Below are 16,498 nucleotides of genomic sequence, written 5' to 3'. Positions count from 1 at the left end.
CCCGACAGGAGGCAACTCGCGCATGACCACCACCGGCACCGGCACCGGCACCAGCCCGTTTCGCGTCGTCGTAGGCTGCGACGACGCCGGCTACGCCTACAAGGAAGCCATCAAGAACGACCTGCTCTCCGACCCACGGGTCGCCGAGGTCATCGACGTCGGAGTGGGGGACGACGAGCACACCGCCTACCCCCACGTCGCCGTCGAGGCGGCCCGCCGGATCGCCGACGGCGACGCCGACCGCGCCCTGCTCGTGTGCGGTACGGGTCTCGGCGTGGCCATCAGCGCCAACAAGGTCCCGGGCATCCGCGCCGTCACCGCGCACGACAGCTACTCCGTCCGCCGCTCGGTCCTGAGCAACAACGCCCAGGTGCTCTGCTTCGGCCAGCGCGTCATCGGCCTGGAGCTGGCCCGCGCCCTGGCCGACGACTGGCTGGACCAACGCTTCGACGAGGCCTCCCCGTCGGCGGAGAAGGTCGCCGTGATCGAGACGTACGAGGAGCGCTGAGGCCCAGCACACCACCGGGGCGGGAACGCACTGCCTCCACGCCTACGGCACCCGGCCGGCAGCGCCCGCCCGCCCGTTGGCCCGCATCAGTACGGTGTACAGCACCAGCGAGGCCGCGAGCCCCACCGCCCAGCCGTAGTTGGCGAGCGGCTTCAGGAAAGGGATCAGGCCGTCCTCGGGAAACGGCCCCTTCCCGGGCTCCGAGTGGGAGCCGCCCACCGCCAGCAGACCGCCGACGGCGAAGGCGAACACCGCCCGGAGATTCCAGCCGTTGGTGTACCAGTAGCGGCCCCCGGGGCGGTAGAGGTCGCCGAGGTCGAGGACGGTGCGCCGGATGATCCAGTAGTCCGCGATCAGGATGCCCGCGACCGTACCGAGCAGACCGCCCACCAGCCCCAGCCAGGTGAAGATGTACAGCTCAGGAGTCGCGGTGAGTTTCCACGGCATGATCACGACGCCGACCACCCCCGTGATCAGTGCGCCCGTACGGAAGTTGACGATTTTCGGGGCGAGATTCGCGAGGTCGTACGCGGGTGACACCACGTTGGCGGCGATGTTCACGGAGACCGTCGCGATGAGTACGGTCACGAGCGCGAAGAGCAGTCCGAAGACGTTGTCGGTCTTGGCTGCCAGCTCGACCGGGTCCCACACGGCCGCCCCGTACACCGCCTGCGATCCCGAGGTGACGAAGACCGACAGCAGCGCGAAGAGGGTCATGGTCGTCGGCAGCCCGAGCGACTGGCCCCGGATCTGGGCGCGTTGGCCCGCGCCGAAGCGGGTGAAGTCCGGGATGTTCAAGGACAGCGTGGACCAGAAGGCGATCATTCCCATGAGGGACGGGAAGAAGACCGGCCAGAAGTCGGCGCCCCAGCCCAGTGTGGACGGCTGGTCGAGCAACGGGCCGAATCCGCCCGCCTTTACGGTGATCCAGACGAGAAGTACCAGCGCGCCGACGATCACAAAGGGCGCCGCCCAGTTCTCGAAGCGCCGCAGGGTGTCCATCCCCCGGTAGATGATGGCGAGTTCGAGCGCCCAGAAGAGTACGAAGCAGAGCCAGAGCGTCCAGGGCTGACCACCGACCTTCGAGGCCTCGGCCCAGCCGCCGAAGATCTTGCCGAGCAGGATGAAGATGCCCTGCCCGCCGATCCACGTCTGGATCCCGAACCACGCACAGGCGACGGCCGCCCTGATCATCGCGGGCAGATTGGCGCCCCGCAGCCCGAACGAGGCACGGGCGAGCACGGGAAACGGGATGCCGTACTTCGGCCCCGCGTGCCCGGTCAGCAGCATCGGGAACAGCACGATCAGATTGGCCAGCGCGATCGTGAAGACCGCCTGTTTCCAGTCCATGCCCAGCGTGACCAGGCTGGAGGCCAGCAGCCAGGACGGGATGTTGTGCGCCATGCCGACCCAGAGCGCGGCGAAGTTGTACGTCGTCCAGTTACGGCGGGCGACCGGTACGGGCAGCAGATCGGCGTTGGCGAAACGGCTGTCGTCGGGGACCGCGCCGGGCGGGAGTTCGACGCGGCCCTGTGGATCGGCCATCGGTCCGTCCGACGGGGAGGTGGGCGGTACGGTCGCGGTCATGGCGGCGGGACCCTTCGTTCGAGAGAGAGGAAGCCGGGGACATCGAACGAGGCCGTGCGGGCGGGTCGGGCAGGCGGTCCGTGCGGGCGGGCAGTTCGGCAGAGCGCGGGGGTCAACTCCGCAGCGCGGGGATGATCTCCGCGCCGTACGCGTCGATCGTCGCCTCCTTCGCGTCATGCATGTTGTACACGGCGAACTGGTCGACGCCCAGGTCCCGCAGCGTCTTCAGCTTCTCGATGTGCGCCTCGACGGGCCCCAGCAGACAGAACCGGTCCACGATCTCGTCGGGTACGAAGTCCGTGGACGGGTTCCCGGCCCGGCCGTGGTGGCTGTAGTCGTACCCCTGGCGCCGCTTGATGTAGTCCGTCAGCGCCTCGGGCACCAGCCCGGAGTGCTCCCCGTACCGCGACACCAGGTCGGCCACATGGTTGCCGACCATCCCGCCGAACCACCGGCACTGCTCCCGCGCGTGCGCGATGTCGTCACTCACATAAGCGGGCGCGGCGACACAGATCGTGACGGAGTCGGGATCGCGCCCGGCGTCCGAGGCGGCGGTACGGACCGCCTTGACCATCCACTCGGTGAGGAACGGGTCCGCGAGCTGGAGGATGAAACCGTCGGCCTTCTCCCCCGCCATGGCCAGTGCCTTGGGCCCGTAGGCGCCCATCCACACCGGCAGCTTCCCGTCCCGTACCCACGGCAGCCGCACGGTCCGGCCGTCGACCTCCGCCTCGCGCCCCTCCCCCAGATCGCGGATGACATCGATCGCCTCGCCCAGCCGGGCCAGTGTGTTGGGTTTACGGCCCACCACACGCATCGCGGAGTCACCGCGGCCGATTCCGCACACCGTGCGGTTGCCGTACATCTCGTTGAGTGTGGCGAAGGTGGAGGCGGTCACCTCCCAGGTCCTGGTGCCCGGGTTGGTGACCATGGGGCCCACGATCAGTTCGGTGGTGTGTTCCAGGATGCGGCTGTAGATGACGAAAGGCTCCTGCCAGAGCACGGCGGAGTCGAAGGTCCAGCCGTAGCGGAAGCCGTTGCGCTCCGCGCGCCGTATGAGCCCGACGACCTCCGAGGCCGGCGGGTCGGTCTGGAGGACGAGTCCGAAATCCATGACCTGGTCACTCCTCAGTCTCATCAGTCTCAGGCGAGGTACTGGCAGGTGGAGCGGGGCGTGTACTGCCCGTGCCCGGCATGACCGGCGAACTCTCGCCGGTCGATGACGAGTTCACCGCGCGAGAGCACCGTCTCCACCTGCCCGGTGATCCGCTTGCCCTCGTACGCGGAGTAGTCCACGTCCATGTGGTGTGTCTCGGCGGAGACGGTCTGCTCGGTGTGCGGGTCGTAGACGACGACATCGGCGTCGGCGCCCGGCGCGATGGTGCCCTTGCGCGGATAGAGGCCGAACATCCTGGCAGGCGAGGCACACGCGATCTCGATCCAGCGGCGGCGGCTCAACTTCCCTTCCACCACGGCCTGATGGAGCAGATCCATTCGGTTCTCCACTCCGGGGAGCCCGTTGGGGATCTTGGAGAAGTCGCCGCGGCCCATCTCCTTCTGGCCCGTGAAACAGAACGGGCAGTGGTCCGTGGACACCACCTGGAGATCGTTGGTGCGCAGCCCGCGCCACAGCGCCGCCTGGTGCTCCTTCGGCCGCAGCGGCGTGGAACACACGTACTTGGCGCCTTCGAAGTCCGGCTCGGCCAGGTTGTCGGTGGACAGGAAGAGGTACTGCGGACAGGTCTCGCCGAAGACGGGCAGCCCCTTGTCGCGGGCGGCGGCCAGTTCGGCCAGGGCCTCCTCGGCCGAGACGTGCACGACGTACAACGGCGCGTCCGCGACCCGTGCGAGCTGGATCGCGCGGTGGGTGGCCTCCGCCTCCAGCAGGACCTTCCGTACCTCACCGTGGTAGCGCGGATCGGTGCGGCCGGTGGCCAGAGCCTGTTCGACGAGGACATCGATCGCGATGCCGTTCTCGGCGTGCATCATGATCAACCCGCCGTTGTGCGAGGCGCGTTGCATGGCGCGCAGGATGCGGCCGTCGTCGCTGTAGAAGACGCCTGGGTAGGCCATGAACAGCTTGAACGAGGTGATGCCCTCCTGGACGAGGAGGTCCATCTCCTTGAGGGAGTTCTCGTTGACGTCGGACATGATCATGTGAAAGCCGTAGTCGATCGCGCACTTGCCGTCGGCCTTGGCGTACCAGGCGTCCAGCCCTTCGCGCAGCGCCTGTCCGGGCGCCTGAATGGCGAAGTCCACGATGGTGGTGGTGCCGCCCCACGCTGCGGCCCGGGTGCCGGTCTCGAAGGTGTCGGCGGCGAATGTGCCGCCGAACGGCATCTCCATATGGGTGTGGGCATCGACTCCGCCCGGGATGACGTACTTGCCGGTGGCGTCGATCGTACGGGCGGCGGTCCAGCCCTCGGCCACCTCGGAGCCGTGGGCCGCGAGTGCGACGATCCGGCTGTCCTCGATCAGGACATCGGCGTGGGTCTCGTCGGCGGCGGTGATGACGAGTCCGCCACGGATCAGGGTGCGGGTGCTGCTCATGCTGGTGGCGCTCCCTTTCGTACGGTCGGCCGAGCCGGTCGGCCGGTTCGAGTAGCTGGGGTCGGCCTGATGGACCATCAGGCCGACCGGCCAACTTGCCCCCGACTACGCGCTGCGCAGGGCCAGTTCGATGATTGCCGCGCCCTCTTCCGCCTCGGCGACGGTCAGGGAGAGCGGTGGGGCGATCCGCAGCACGCTGGTGTTGTGGCCACCGCCCTTGCCGATCAGCAGCCCTCCCTCGCGCGCCGCTTCGAGGACGGCCGAGGCAGCCGCGGGATCCGCCTCCCCCGTCCCGGGGTTGATCAGCTCGATCCCGATCATCAGCCCCCGGCCGCGCACTTCGCGTACGGAGTCGATCCCGGCGCCGATGGCCCGCAACCGCTCGATCAGCAGTCCGCCGACACGGCGGGCGTTGCCCTGGAGGTCGTGTTCCAGCAGATACGAGAGGTTGGCGAGGCCGGCCGCCATCGTGACGGGGCTGCCGCCGAAGGTCGAAATGGAGTTGGCGTCAAGGCAGTTCATGACGTCGGCGCCGGCGACGACACCACCGATGGACATGCCGTTGCCGATGCCCTTGGCGAAGGTGAGGATGTCCGGCGGGCCGTTCTCCGCGTGCGCCTGCCAGCCCCAGAAGTGATCGCCCGTACGGCCCCAGCCGGTCTGCACCTCGTCGCTGATCCACAGGATGCCGTGCCGGTCGAGGACTTCACGGAACGCGGCGTACAGCCCGTCCGGCGGGGCGGTGAACCCGCCGACGCCCTGGATCGGTTCGGCGATCAGCGCTGCGGGCACCCGGGTGTGCCCGAGCAGGTCCTCCAGGTCCGCGACACAGGCCTCGATGAACCGCTCGTCCGTGAGCCCGGCGTACGGACCGCGGTTGCGGACACCGCCGTGCACGTACAGCGTCTGGAGCGGCGAGAGACCGGTCGGCGACCAGCCGCGGTTGCCGGTGATGGAGACGGTGGAGAAGGACCGGCCGTGGTAGCTGTTGCGCATCGCCAGGATCTGGTTCGACCGGCGGTACGTGGTCGCCAGAAGCAGCGCGGTGTCATTGGCCTCGGTCCCCGAGGTGGTGAAGAAGACCCGGGCGTCCGGGATGCCGGAGAGACCGGCGATCCGCTCGGCGAGGTCGACCATCGGACGGTCGAGGTAGAGCGTCGAGGAGTGGATGATCTTCTCGGCCTGCTCGCTCACCGCCTTGGTGACCTCGGGGAGGGCATGGGCGGTCATGGTGGTGAGGATGCCGCCGAAGAAGTCGAGATAGCGGTTGCCGTCGCCGTCCCACACATGGCGCCCCTCGCCGTGTGTGATCTCGATGGGCCGGTCGTAGTAGAGGGCCAGCCAGTCGGGGAGGACCGCGCGGTGGCGGCTGAGCAGATCCGTCGCCGCGAGCGGACCCGGCGCGGACTCCGTCGGGCGGCTTGCCGGGTGGGCCGTCGCCCCTGTCGCCGGCCCGTCCATCGGATCGGCCGCCGAATGTGTTCCGGTCGGCCGCGTCACGGCTTCACCAGTCCCTCGTACGCGTCGGGCCGGCGATCCCGGTAGAACGCCCACTGCTGCCGCACCTCGTCGATCACACCGAAGTCCAGGTCCCGTACGAGCAGTTCCTCCGCCTTGTCGCTGGCGGTCTCACCGACGAACTGACCGCGCGGGTCGACGAAGTAGCTCGTTCCGTAGAAGTCGTTGTCGCCGTACTCCTCCTGGCCGACGCGGTTGATCGCCGCGATGAAGTACTCGTTGGCGACGGCGGCGGCCGGCTGCTCCAGCTGCCAGAGATAACCCGACAGACCGCGGGAGGTGGCGGAGGGGTTGTAGACCAGCTGCGCGCCGTTCAGCCCGAGCTGACGCCAGCCCTCCGGGAAGTGGCGGTCGTAGCAGATGTAGACACCGACGCGGCCGACGGCGGTGTCGAAGACGGGCCAGCCGGCGTTGCCCGGCTTGAAGTAGTACTTCTCCCAGAAGCCTTTGACCTGTGGGAGGTGGTGTTTGCGGTACTTGCCGAGGTACGAGCCGTCGGCGTCGATCACCGCCGCGGTGTTGTAGTAGAAGCCGGACTGCTCGATCTCGAAGACGGGGACGACGATCACCATCCCGGTCTCCCGGGCGAGGTCCCGCATCCTGCTGACGGTCGGCCCGTCCGGGACAGGCTCGGCCCAGCGGTAGTGCTCCGGCTCCTGCACCTGGCAGAAGTAGGGCGCGTTGAACACTTCCTGGAAACCGATGACCTGCGCGCCCTGCCGGGCCGCCTCGCGGGCGTGCTCCTCATGCTTGGCGATCATGGATTCGGTGTCGCCGGTCCAGGTCGCCTGGACGAGTGCGGCGCGTACGACTGAGGCCACGAGCTGCTCCTTCGGCGGGGGCACGATGAGCTCTACGCACGTAGATGCGGTGCGTAGGAGGAGAACGTAAGCCCCGTCCCACACGGGGGCAAGACCATCGTCGTTAACCCGCAGAGTCGATCAAGTTTCACACCCGAGCGGTCGACATCGGGCGGATCGCGTCTGACCAGGCAGCCTTCCGGCGGGATCGTACGGGATCGGCGCCTGAGGGACAGTCGGGCGGGACGCTCGGGGAGCTACCCGTGTCCGACCACCCGAGCCGAACCTGTCAGGCGGTGGCGACCCCGGCCACACGCAGAGCGTGTACGACATCACGCTCGCGGGCCCCGGAAATGGCGCGCGCCGCGTCGATCAGCTGCGGGACGAGACGACGGGGATCGAGTACGGCGACGAGCGCCGCGTCCTCGGGCGTGCGGGCCTGGACGAAGGCGCTGAGCAGCGCTCGCGCCTCAGGCGCCCGGCCCGCCTCCCCGAGCGCGAGAACGGCGTCGGCTATCTCCTCGGCGGGACGGGACACTCCCTGGCGAAGCAGCTGTCCGCAGTCGCTGTCCCTGCCTGCCACGGCGAGTGCCCCGGCAGCGGCGGCGAGCCGCGCGGGTGGCAGGGAGGCAGCCTCCCACAGGAGTTCGGCCCAGTCGGCACCGAGTCCGGCGCGGTGCAGTTCGGCGGCGAGCAGGGGCAACTGCTCGGGCGGCCGTCCCGCGGCCTCGCAGAGCACGACGTGCGCCTCCCCGGTCCGGCCTTCGGCGCGCAGCCGGATCAGCGTGGCGACCATCGCGGCGGCGGCTTGCCGGTCTTCGGGCGAGTGGGCGGGCGCCGCCTCCTTGGCGGGCCCCGCCGACCCCCCGCCGAAGCGTGCGCCCCGGGGCGCGGCGACGGCGACCGGCGGCGGCGCGGGCAGTACGGACGCGGGTTCGGGTTCGGTCCCGGCCTGGTCGTCCTCCGCGAACTCGTCGATCTCCAGCCCGGCGAACCGGGCACCACGCGGCTTGCGCTTCGGCGCGGTGTCACGTTTCTTCTTCGGGGGCTTCTGCTTCTTCGACGGTTTCTGCGGCGCGGGGTCCGGTTCGGCCGCGACGGCGGCCGGTGCGACCTGTGCGAGTGCCTCGGCCTGTGCGTCAGTCGTGCGCTCGGGCGCGTACGCGGCGCCCCGGACGTCCGAGTTACCGAAAGCCGTCCCCTCCTCGGCGGCCCGCTCCACGGGGTGGAACCAGTCGTCGGGGGCCGGCCGCCGCGCGCCCGGGGCCGTGGAGGAGGCGATCAACGCCGCCCGTCTGGAGCTGAGTTCGGCGCAGCGCGCGGAGGCGCGGGCATGGTCGTCGCGGATCCAGGCCAGGTCATGGGCGAGCTGTTCCGCGTGGGGCGAGCCCTCCGGGGCCGTACGGAGCAGGCGGACCAACTCCTCGGCACGGCCCGCCGCGCTCGCCCGCTCACCGAGCATCAGCCGAAGCCGCTCCGCCAGCGCGTCGGCGCCGCCGTACCGCCGGTCATGCGCGGCGGCCGACGCCGCGTGCAACTGCGCCGCCCGGGCCCTCTCACGCGCCACCACCTGCTCGTCGCGGTCCGCCGCGAAGTCCTGGAGCAGTGACTCCACGACGTCCCAGGGCGGTACCTCGGCCCCGTCGCGGCAGGCGCGCATGCCGCCCGGATCGCGGCGCAGGAAGACTCCGTACCAACCGCCGCCCGGGTCGAGCCGCGAGGTCAGTTCCCTTAAATACCGAGCGAAAGTACCGATTTCCACCGGTAGTTGATGCACCGTCATCGCCCGCCTGCCCGCCCGTCCCGTCGCGCGACCGCCTGCCGGTCCTGCGTTGCCCGTCGGAGGGAGGAAACTCTCCGAGTCCGCAGGCATTCGACCTCAGTCGTGTTACGGCACGACTACGCGCGGTTTTCCGGAACGGTTCGGTGCCCTCACCGCCACGGGCCGGGGCCGGATCAGAACGAGAGGGCGATACCCGTGTGCGGACGCCTGCCGCGACGCACGAGCCGGGCCGGAGCATCGACCAACCAGAACTGCCAGCCGTACTTACGGGCGATCAGCTTCCGTACGCCATCGGTACCCGCCGCGTCGAGCAACCGCGCCGTGCCCTCGGCGGTCGGCGCTCCCTCCGCGATCCGCCCGCGCACATCGCACACCGTCACCACGGCACGGCCGTTGTTGCGGATCCGCTTGACCTTCCAGGAGTCGGTGTTGGTCCAGATGAACAGCTCTCCCCCGTCCACCGCGTGCCAGACGGGCGTGGACACGCCCGTACCGTCCTTGCGGTAGGTGGTGAGGCTGACATAGCGGCTGCGGCCGAGCTCGTCGAGGGTCGTCATGGTCCGGAGGCTACGCGCTTCCCTCGTTCCCGGCACGAATGCCTGCCTCACCCGGAGCGGGCCTCTTCCGTGCATCATGTGCCGAGGATGTCCATGAGGTGATCATCGAGGTCGGCCACGAAGTCCTCGCGCCGCCACGGGCGCAGCTCGTGCCGGGCCCGGCGGAGCCGGATCGACGGGACCCTGCCGCCGGTGGAGGTGGCGGCGGTGATGCATTCATGCAGCAGTTCGGCCGCAGCCTGCGGATCGTCCATCCGGATCCTGGCGAGAGCCTGGTCCGTGGTGACGATCGCCCGCTGTACCTGCTCGCGCGGGGCGGTGAGAGCGGCGGCCGACCGCGCGAACCGGTCGTGAGCTGTGGACGGATTGCCCACATACAGTTCGCACACCCCCTCGAAGCCGCGGAGATGGCCGGACGAGAACGACCTGCCGGCCGGATCGTCGGAGTGGTCACTTTCGATGTCGTACCAGCTCAGCCCGAGAGCGGCTTGAGACGCCCGCTCTTCCCCTGCTCGTGCTGCGATCTCGGCTTGAAGAGCGTGAGCGCGGGCCCGCACGAGAGCGCTGTCGCCGGTTCGCGCGGTCCGTACCGCCTGGTTGACCAGCAGCCTGGCGTTGTCGATCCCTTGAGCGGAGTACAGGGTGACGAGGGCGTGGCTCATGTACACGTTGGCCTGACGCCACGGCTGCCCCAGGAGCGCGGCCTCGCGGGTCGCTTCCGAGTACAGGGCCCGAGACGCGGCATCGTCCCGTATCTCGAAGGCGATGCGGGCGGCCAGTGCTGACGCGGCTACGGCGGCCTTCCGCAGTGCGGGAACGATCGGCTCGGGGAGCGGGCCCGCCAGGAGGCGCCGGCACGTTTCGACGGCGGGGGCGAGCATGAGTTGCAGTCGCACGAACGGCAACGAGCCCACCTGAGCGTTCACATCAGCTACGACCGACGACAGGGTGTCCGCCGTCGCGTCGTCGGCCCGGGATGGATCCACGAGGGCGTTGGCGAGACCAGCCTGCGCTCCAGGGGACATGAGCGCGAGCATGCCGCCTCCCGCGTCGGTGGCGGCCCGTAGGAGCGTGGTGCGCAGTTCGGTGATGTGCCCCTCACGCTCACCGAGTTGTCCGAGCGCGTCCAGGTATTCGGCAAAGTCGGTGCCGGATCCCAGCGCCAGGTCACCGGAGGGAGTGCGCGCGTAGAGGTGAGCCATGAGTAACTGGTATCGCTCATCCGGCATCGTGGGTGCCGCCGACTCCCAGCGCGCCACGGACCGTTGCACGCTCGCCACGGCGGGGAGGCGTGGATGACGCAGGTCTTCCGCGTACTGGGTAAGGGCTCGTGCCATGTCCGCGAGGGAGAGTCCGCGTCGTCGGCGTAGTCGTTTCAGCGCGGCGGCCCCCGCCCCCGTTGCTCTGCCGTCCATGTCCGCCATAGTGACGCAGGATGCGGTTACACGGGCACGATCAGCCGAGGTTTCCCTTGATCGGCTGCGTAGTTCAGAGTCTGCCAAGTTCCTGTCGGCGGGGCACCCTCCCTGGGAAATCCGATCGTCATATCGGAATGGTCGATCATCCACCGGTTGCGGGCGAAGTAGGCAGGGGTCCGCAGTTCGGCGGCGGCCAGCTCGACAACTTCGCTGATTCGTCCGCGTGCTCGCACGATCGCCTGGCGGGCCTCGCCCGGCTGCTGGTCGACGGTGCCGGGCACGACGATGGTGATCTGCGCGGGGGTTTTTCCGGCGAGCCACAACAGAGACAGGCTGTCGATTCCTTTCGCGCCACCGATGAAGAAATGCGAGGAGGCCGCGGCAAAGGGGCCGATGTAGTCGGCAAAGATTCGCGCGTACTCAGCGGGACTGCGGTGTCCCGTATCGCGCGTACCCGTGATCGCCACAGATCGCATGATCGACTTCGTGTCATAGGTTGTCATATCCCGCAGGAGCTCCCGTACTGAGACCGTCAATGTGTGAATACCAACGGCTTGCGAAAAATCGCCGGTCACCTGCGGGACCACGGGCTCACCGTCACTGAGACGGATGCCGAGCACCGCCTGCAAGCGACCAACCCCCTGTACGGCGCCGAAGAAATCCTCCCGCATCACGGCCGGTGCGTCACCTCGTATGACGATGAGGTCGGCGAGCGGGGCCACGAGGAAGACTGCGCGGCACGCATCGCCCATCTCCTCGCGATTCCCGTACGGTTCGCGCCCGCCCTCGTTCCCGACCTGGAGCCCACCCGGTGAGCCCGGCCAGCGGAACACAGGGCGAAGTGCGGCCGGAGAAGGCCATTGCCCGATGGCTGACATCCACCACCCGTCATCCCGACATCGCCGAGACGGACTGGATGGCCGGACGCCCGGCCATCCTCCGGACCGGCATCATCTACGACGCCGTCCGCATGCCCATGGAACTGGTGCACTCCGCAGTCCGGAGCACCACCCCTGACGCCGTGAGCGGCGCACTGGCCGAGGCCCTCGACGGCCCCGTGGTGTGCCACCCCGGCCAGTGGTACTACGCCCTGGTGCCGCCCGGGACGTGCGAGGTGTGGCGGTCCCCGGTGGCTGCGGTCCGTGGCCGGGGCGGGTGGCTCGGCATCCCGAGGGTGGACCGTACGCAGCCCGCCCCGGTCGATCCCTACTGGGCCGTGCCAGTGGAACGGATCGACCGGCTGTGCCTGCCCGCCGCGGTGGCGGAACTGCTGCGCGTCGGCCGGGAGCGGTGCGAAAGGCCAGAGCATTCGGCAGCGCACATCGCCTTCCTGGAGCACGCCGAGGAGTGCACCGCGTGCGCCACGGCCACCTCACCCTGCGCCGTCGGCACGCGGTTACGCGAAGCGGAACGGGCGGCCCGCCGGTGAACAGCGTCCGGCCCGCAGCCCCGGCCCCGGCGCCCCTGTGCGACTACTGCGACCACGCCCACGACACGCTCATCGTCGTCGGCGTCGTCCACTCGGCGAGCGGCCCCGGGCGGACCATACGAGCCTGCCCACCGTGCCGTACCGCGCGCCGCCTCCTCCCCCTGGCCGAGCACCCCGCCGACAGCCTCGGGCTCGTACTCGTAGAACCACGAACTCCCGCTCGCCACTGACCATGCGCGGCGAGCGGGCACCACCGCCCCGGCCGGTCGTCCACCCCCCGTCGCCGGCCGGGGCACCTCACCGCAACTCGATCGGGGCAGCCCCGATCGAGTTGCACGACGATCCGCAAGGACTGCACATGGCCGCTCGTCCGCGACTCGTGCGATCTCCCCACACAGGCGGGCGCGGAGCACACCTCGGACATCCGAACGCTCTCGATCCACCGTTCTATGGATACAGGCGGATCGGCCTCCGGCGGGATATGCACGACTCCGGAGCGCACGTCCAGCACTCCGCCGTACCGCGTCCACCAGCCCTCCGGGCTGCCTTCGTACGCCGTGCCCGCGTACGGGTCGTCTTTCGTCGGCGTCACCACCACGCCCAATGGGCATCGAGGGGCCCCGATACGGCCAAGCGTCCGTGTTGCGGATGCCTACGGAGCAGCCCCACGCAATCGGTGACGGTGGTGAGGTCCCCCGACTCTTCGGCCGCATCCTTCTTCGCCGCCAGTTCCGCACACTGCGCGCATTCCGGGTCGCTCATCGCCAACTCCCCCTGGACCAACGGTTTTCCTCCTCCAGCAAGGGGCGCAGGCGCTCTATGGTCGGACTGTGGGACCGGTCGTCCACACGTTGGTGCTCGGGCTCGCCGTCACCCGTGACATGGCCGACCCGCTCAGGGCAGTTCATCCCGAACGGGCAAGCACACGGCCCCAACTTGGTGGCCGACACCATCGGAAGGTCACCGCCCTCCGGTAAATCGTGGTTCACCACCACCGCTCACCCTCCCTCGGCACAGACTCCGTCAAGAGCCGCAGCGCAACTCTGTCGAGAAGCGACCGCGTTGGTGTTGCGTAACCCTCACGCGGCACCCAGTCGGGGGCGGGCCCCCAGAAGCCACCTGCCGCGAACAGCGCCTGTAGCGCGTCGACATCGGTCACTTGTCGGCCTGTCCAGGGCTTTCCGTCTGCCGTGATTGGCGTGTCAGCTGCCATAGGGTCACCATCGGCGCGTTGCTGAAGTAGCCCCAGTGGCAGGGGTAGTGGCAAGGGCGCTGGATCTTGGGCTGATGGTCAGGACTAGTGGCAGCTCTGGTGGCAGGCTGGAGCCATGACCATCGGGGCACTGATCAAGGACCTCCGGAAGACACGCGGTTGGAGCCAGGGAAGACTAGCGGCGGCGATCAATGATGCGTTCGGGACTGGACTCACGCGGGAGTACGTGAGCGGCTGGGAGCGTTGCAAAGTAACTCCCGGCCCGTTCTACCTTCGGTGCCTGTCCGCTGTGCTGGACGTGCCACTCGCAGTATTTGAGGGTGAAGTGAAACGACGTACATTCATCAGTGATGTCGCAGCCACTGCCATAGCTCCAGTGGTCGCATCCGACTTGCTCGCCGCCGGTTTCAGTGCGCGCCTCTCCGGCGGTCCTTCTTTAGATGAGTGGGAAGAGAAGCTGTCCACCTACGGGACCGAGTACATGTCCATGGGTGCATCTGATATTCAGAGGCGAGTTTCGGGGGAACTCGTCGCAGTTCAACAACAGTTGGACAGTCGACAACTGTGGTCTGTCGCTTCCCGACTGATGACGCTCTACGCAAAAACCTTCCCCGGGTCGGATGGCTCCAAGGCCGTAAATTGGTATCGAATGGCAGCCAAAGCCGCCGACGAGTCCGGGGACCAACGTTCCCGTGTATGGGTCAGGGGACGCGCCGCGATCGCCCTCGGCTATGAGGGAGCCTCGCTGGGCATGGCAGACGTGTTTGCCGATCAGGCTATGGCCATGAGCGACGAGCCGTCGTTGGGGCTGCTTAATGCCGTTATGGGAAAGGCGCATGCGGCAGCGATTCGCGGAGACGCCGAAACAGCCAGGAGGCTAATGGACGACGGGCGTCGAATTTTTGACTCGGCCGGCTCGTATGAGCAAACAAGCGACTATGCCGTACCTTGGTGGCGCATGAACGTCTTCATTTCATTGCTAGCAGCAAGGCTGGGCGACGAGAACACTGCGGTAACGGCTCAAGATGCAGCACGTCGAGAACTGCCGGACGAGCTGCCACGATTTGCCACGCACCTTGAAATGCATCGGGGGCTGATGCTGGCGCGTTCAGGAGATAAAACCAGCGGTGTTACATACGCGCAAAATGCGTTGAACTCACTCCCCACCGAAAAGCATTCCCTCACACTTAGGCTACTCATGCAAGAGGTCAATAATTCACAGACGGGTAAATAAAACCCGCACCCACCACCCTGGCCAAGGCGGACTGGCGCGGGGGCTATTCCAGCCATAGTCCGTCGCGCATGATGACTCTCCCGCGTAGTTCCGGCTCGCCGCGCCAAGCACGCACAGTCTTCGGAACTACGCGTACATACTGAAAGGAACCCTCTTCCACGCGTGGATCCCACCCGAACTTGTCGGCGAACGCCTCCGCCGCGCTTCCGGGCACCTCCTGGTCCGGGAAGCACTCCGCCTCACCCTGGAGGAGTACCACGTCGAGGGTGTCCGGTAGCGCCAGGCGCACGCGCGGCTCTTCGCGGACGTTCCGCGCAGTCACGGAAGTGGCGCCGGTGCACATCCACACGGCTCGCCCATCCCACAAGAACCACAGCGGCACCTGATGCGGCCCGTGATCAGGGTGAGCCGTCGACACCCATATATCCCGCTCGGTGACGAGCCGCTCCAGAGCGTCGCGCATACGCTCCGCCGTCTGACGACGAACGATTCCCGTGGTCTCCATGAGGACCGACCCTAGCCAGCAGACGCGAAGCGCGCCTGAGGCGAAGGACCTACTCCCAGCGACCGATGAACCCCTCACGCGATTCCAGGATTTCGCTCTCGACCTGGCGAAGAACAGCTCCGATGCGACTCGCGTCCAAACGCTCCCGAAGCGCTGGTTAGCCGCAGTACTCGCGCGGGCCGAGTCGCCCGAGATCGCGACCCAGGAAGCAGCTGCGGGCAGGCGGGCGCGGAGCGCACCTCAGACAGGCACGAGCACGCACGTCGCCGCGATCTCGTCCATCGACAACCCCAGCGCCCCGGCCAGCGCGGCCACCGTGAAGAAGGCCGGCGTCGGCGCCCGGCCCGTCTCGATCTTGCGCAGGGTCTCGGCGGAGACTCCGGCGACGGCCGCGATCTCCACCATGCTTCGCTGGCCGCGCGCCTCACGGAGCAGGCGGCCGAGCCGCTCGCCGCGTTCGCGCTCTTCCGGGGTCAGTGGGCTGCGTACCATTCCGTCATTGTAATACCGACACCGAACCCCAACCGGTATAGTTATTGGAATGGTGGAGATCAAGACCGATGCGTCATTGGATTCCATGCGAGCCGCGGGACGGGTCGTCGCGCAGGCGCTGACAGTGGTACGTGAAGCCGCGGCGGTGGGAGTCGCACTCCGCGCCCTCGACGAGACCGCCCGCGCCGTCCTGCGCGAGGCCGGGGCCGGCTCGCCCTTCCTCGACTATTCCCCCGACTGGGCGCCCACGCCCTTCCCCGCCGTCATCTGTACGTCGGTCAATGACGCGATCGTGCACGGCATCCCGGACTCCTACCGGCTGCACGACGGCGATCTCGTGAGCATCGACTGCGGAGCGGTGCTCGGCGGCTGGGTCGGCGACGCGGCGATCAGCTTCACGGTCGGCCGCGCCCGCCCCGACGACCTCCGGCTGATCGACACGGCGAACGAGGCACTGGAGGCCGGTATCGCCGCGGCCGTCGTCGGCAACCGCATCGGCGACATCGCCCACGCGATCGGCCGCGTCTGCCGCTCGGCGGGCTACGGCATCCCCAGCGGCTTCGGCGGCCACGGGGTGGGCCGCACGATGCACGAGGACCCGGGCGTCCCCAACGAAGGCCGCGCGGGACGCGGTCTGCCGCTGCGCCACGGCATGGTGCTGGCCATCGAACCGATGCTGATCGCGAGCGGTACGGACCGGAACTTCACCGACCGCGACGGCTGGACGGTCCGCACACTGGACGGGAGCCGCGCGTCCCACGCGGAACACACCGTCGCGATCACCGACGACGGCCCGCGCGTCCTGACCGCACTCTGACCCGGCCGTCCTCAAGCGCCGGACGGAGCAGACGCCGGACGAACCGGGTGCCGGACGGTCCAGGCGCCGGGCAGACCGAGATGGCCT

The 16,498-nt window shown here is 68.6% G+C and carries 15 protein-coding genes; 4 read left to right on the top strand and 11 right to left on the bottom strand.

Translation table 11 applies throughout. From position 1 onward, the window contains the following. Positions 1 to 22 precede the first annotated feature (22 nt). Entirely contained in the window at positions 23 to 508 is a 486-nt protein-coding gene (locus ACIQD6_RS05505; RefSeq protein WP_401878406.1) for a ribose-5-phosphate isomerase, read from the top strand. Positions 509 to 550: 42 nt separating this feature from the next. Here the strand turns inward: ACIQD6_RS05505 and ACIQD6_RS05500 are convergent, their stop codons facing one another. The 9 genes from ACIQD6_RS05500 to ACIQD6_RS05460 form a co-directional block, all read right to left on the bottom strand. Continuing rightward, positions 551 to 2,095, bottom strand: a complete 1,545-nt coding sequence (locus tag ACIQD6_RS05500) for an NCS1 family nucleobase:cation symporter-1 (RefSeq protein WP_401878403.1) — start codon at positions 2,093 to 2,095, stop codon at positions 551 to 553. A gap of 112 nt (positions 2,096 to 2,207) precedes the next feature. Beyond that, positions 2,208 to 3,209, bottom strand: a complete 1,002-nt coding sequence (locus ACIQD6_RS05495) for a TIGR03842 family LLM class F420-dependent oxidoreductase (RefSeq protein ID WP_401878400.1) — start codon at positions 3,207 to 3,209, stop codon at positions 2,208 to 2,210. Positions 3,210 to 3,238: 29 nt separating this feature from the next. Further along, positions 3,239 to 4,645 (bottom strand): dihydropyrimidinase, encoded by a 1,407-nt coding sequence (gene hydA, locus ACIQD6_RS05490; protein ID WP_401878397.1) that lies wholly within the window; start codon positions 4,643 to 4,645, stop codon positions 3,239 to 3,241. 105 nt (positions 4,646 to 4,750) lie between these two features. Further along, positions 4,751 to 6,145, bottom strand: coding sequence for an aspartate aminotransferase family protein (locus tag ACIQD6_RS05485; protein WP_401878395.1), 1,395 nt, complete (start codon positions 6,143 to 6,145; stop codon positions 4,751 to 4,753). After that, positions 6,142 to 6,984 (bottom strand): nitrilase-related carbon-nitrogen hydrolase, encoded by an 843-nt coding sequence (locus tag ACIQD6_RS05480; protein ID WP_401878393.1) that lies wholly within the window; start codon positions 6,982 to 6,984, stop codon positions 6,142 to 6,144. The genes ACIQD6_RS05485 and ACIQD6_RS05480 overlap by 4 nt, the downstream gene beginning before the upstream one ends. Before the next feature lie 268 nt (positions 6,985 to 7,252). Next, a complete protein-coding gene (locus tag ACIQD6_RS05475) occupies positions 7,253 to 8,725 on the bottom strand; it encodes a hypothetical protein (RefSeq protein WP_401878391.1) in 1,473 nt (490 codons plus the stop codon). Between the two features lie 194 nt (positions 8,726 to 8,919). Further along, positions 8,920 to 9,303 carry a PPOX class F420-dependent oxidoreductase gene (locus ACIQD6_RS05470; RefSeq protein ID WP_401878389.1) on the bottom strand — a complete coding sequence of 128 codons (384 nt, stop codon included), beginning with the start codon at positions 9,301 to 9,303 and terminating at the stop codon, positions 8,920 to 8,922. 74 nt (positions 9,304 to 9,377) lie between these two features. Then, positions 9,378 to 10,718 (bottom strand): hypothetical protein, encoded by a 1,341-nt coding sequence (locus tag ACIQD6_RS05465; protein WP_401878387.1) that lies wholly within the window; start codon positions 10,716 to 10,718, stop codon positions 9,378 to 9,380. 26 nt (positions 10,719 to 10,744) lie between these two features. After that, the gene (locus tag ACIQD6_RS05460) at positions 10,745 to 11,197 is read right to left on the bottom strand and encodes a hypothetical protein (protein WP_401879503.1); all 453 of its coding nucleotides are present in this window, start codon (positions 11,195 to 11,197) and stop codon (positions 10,745 to 10,747) included. A 335-nt stretch (positions 11,198 to 11,532) separates the two neighbouring features. Here ACIQD6_RS05460 and ACIQD6_RS05455 point away from each other — a divergent pair, with 335 nt between their 5' ends. Both ACIQD6_RS05455 and ACIQD6_RS05450 read left to right on the top strand, forming a co-directional pair. After that, positions 11,533 to 12,150, top strand: a complete 618-nt coding sequence (locus ACIQD6_RS05455) for a hypothetical protein (RefSeq protein WP_401878385.1) — start codon at positions 11,533 to 11,535, stop codon at positions 12,148 to 12,150. Positions 12,151 to 13,478: 1,328 nt separating this feature from the next. Next, positions 13,479 to 14,597, top strand: coding sequence for a helix-turn-helix domain-containing protein (locus tag ACIQD6_RS05450; protein ID WP_401878382.1), 1,119 nt, complete (start codon positions 13,479 to 13,481; stop codon positions 14,595 to 14,597). A gap of 43 nt (positions 14,598 to 14,640) precedes the next feature. Here ACIQD6_RS05450 and ACIQD6_RS05445 read toward each other — a convergent pair whose 3' ends face one another. Continuing rightward, entirely contained in the window at positions 14,641 to 15,102 is a 462-nt protein-coding gene (locus tag ACIQD6_RS05445) for a pyridoxamine 5'-phosphate oxidase family protein (RefSeq protein ID WP_401878380.1), read from the bottom strand. A 240-nt stretch (positions 15,103 to 15,342) separates the two neighbouring features. Next, entirely contained in the window at positions 15,343 to 15,594 is a 252-nt protein-coding gene (locus ACIQD6_RS05440) for a helix-turn-helix domain-containing protein (RefSeq protein ID WP_401878377.1), read from the bottom strand. A gap of 49 nt (positions 15,595 to 15,643) precedes the next feature. On the opposite strand from ACIQD6_RS05440, the gene map reads away from it, so the two are divergent. Next, positions 15,644 to 16,411 carry a type I methionyl aminopeptidase gene (gene map / locus ACIQD6_RS05435; protein WP_401878374.1) on the top strand — a complete coding sequence of 256 codons (768 nt, stop codon included), beginning with the start codon at positions 15,644 to 15,646 and terminating at the stop codon, positions 16,409 to 16,411. Positions 16,412 to 16,498 lie beyond the last annotated feature (87 nt).

The sequence above is a fragment of the Streptomyces sp. NPDC088400 genome, from assembly GCF_044753355.1.
Taxonomy (GTDB): domain Bacteria; phylum Actinomycetota; class Actinomycetes; order Streptomycetales; family Streptomycetaceae; genus Streptomyces.
This window is presented reverse-complemented; position numbering and strand designations above follow the sequence as displayed.

What these genes read in the sequence shown, in the direction of transcription:
- ACIQD6_RS05505 (WP_401878406.1), top strand. Translation starts at nt 23, where the DNA reads ATGACCACCACCGGCACCGGCACCGGCACCAGCCCGTTTCGCGTCGTC.
- ACIQD6_RS05500 (WP_401878403.1), bottom strand. Translation starts at nt 2,095, where the DNA reads ATGACCGCGACCGTACCGCCCACCTCCCCGTCGGACGGACCGATGGCC.
- ACIQD6_RS05495 (WP_401878400.1), bottom strand. Translation starts at nt 3,209, where the DNA reads ATGGATTTCGGACTCGTCCTCCAGACCGACCCGCCGGCCTCGGAGGTC.
- hydA (WP_401878397.1), bottom strand. Translation starts at nt 4,645, where the DNA reads ATGAGCAGCACCCGCACCCTGATCCGTGGCGGACTCGTCATCACCGCC.
- ACIQD6_RS05470 (WP_401878389.1), bottom strand. Translation starts at nt 9,303, where the DNA reads ATGACGACCCTCGACGAGCTCGGCCGCAGCCGCTATGTCAGCCTCACC.
- ACIQD6_RS05465 (WP_401878387.1), bottom strand. Translation starts at nt 10,718, where the DNA reads ATGGACGGCAGAGCAACGGGGGCGGGGGCCGCCGCGCTGAAACGACTA.
- ACIQD6_RS05460 (WP_401879503.1), bottom strand. Translation starts at nt 11,197, where the DNA reads ATGCGATCTGTGGCGATCACGGGTACGCGCGATACGGGACACCGCAGT.
- ACIQD6_RS05450 (WP_401878382.1), top strand. Translation starts at nt 13,479, where the DNA reads ATGACCATCGGGGCACTGATCAAGGACCTCCGGAAGACACGCGGTTGG.
- ACIQD6_RS05445 (WP_401878380.1), bottom strand. Translation starts at nt 15,102, where the DNA reads ATGGAGACCACGGGAATCGTTCGTCGTCAGACGGCGGAGCGTATGCGC.
- ACIQD6_RS05440 (WP_401878377.1), bottom strand. Translation starts at nt 15,594, where the DNA reads ATGGTACGCAGCCCACTGACCCCGGAAGAGCGCGAACGCGGCGAGCGG.
- map (WP_401878374.1), top strand. Translation starts at nt 15,644, where the DNA reads ATGGTGGAGATCAAGACCGATGCGTCATTGGATTCCATGCGAGCCGCG.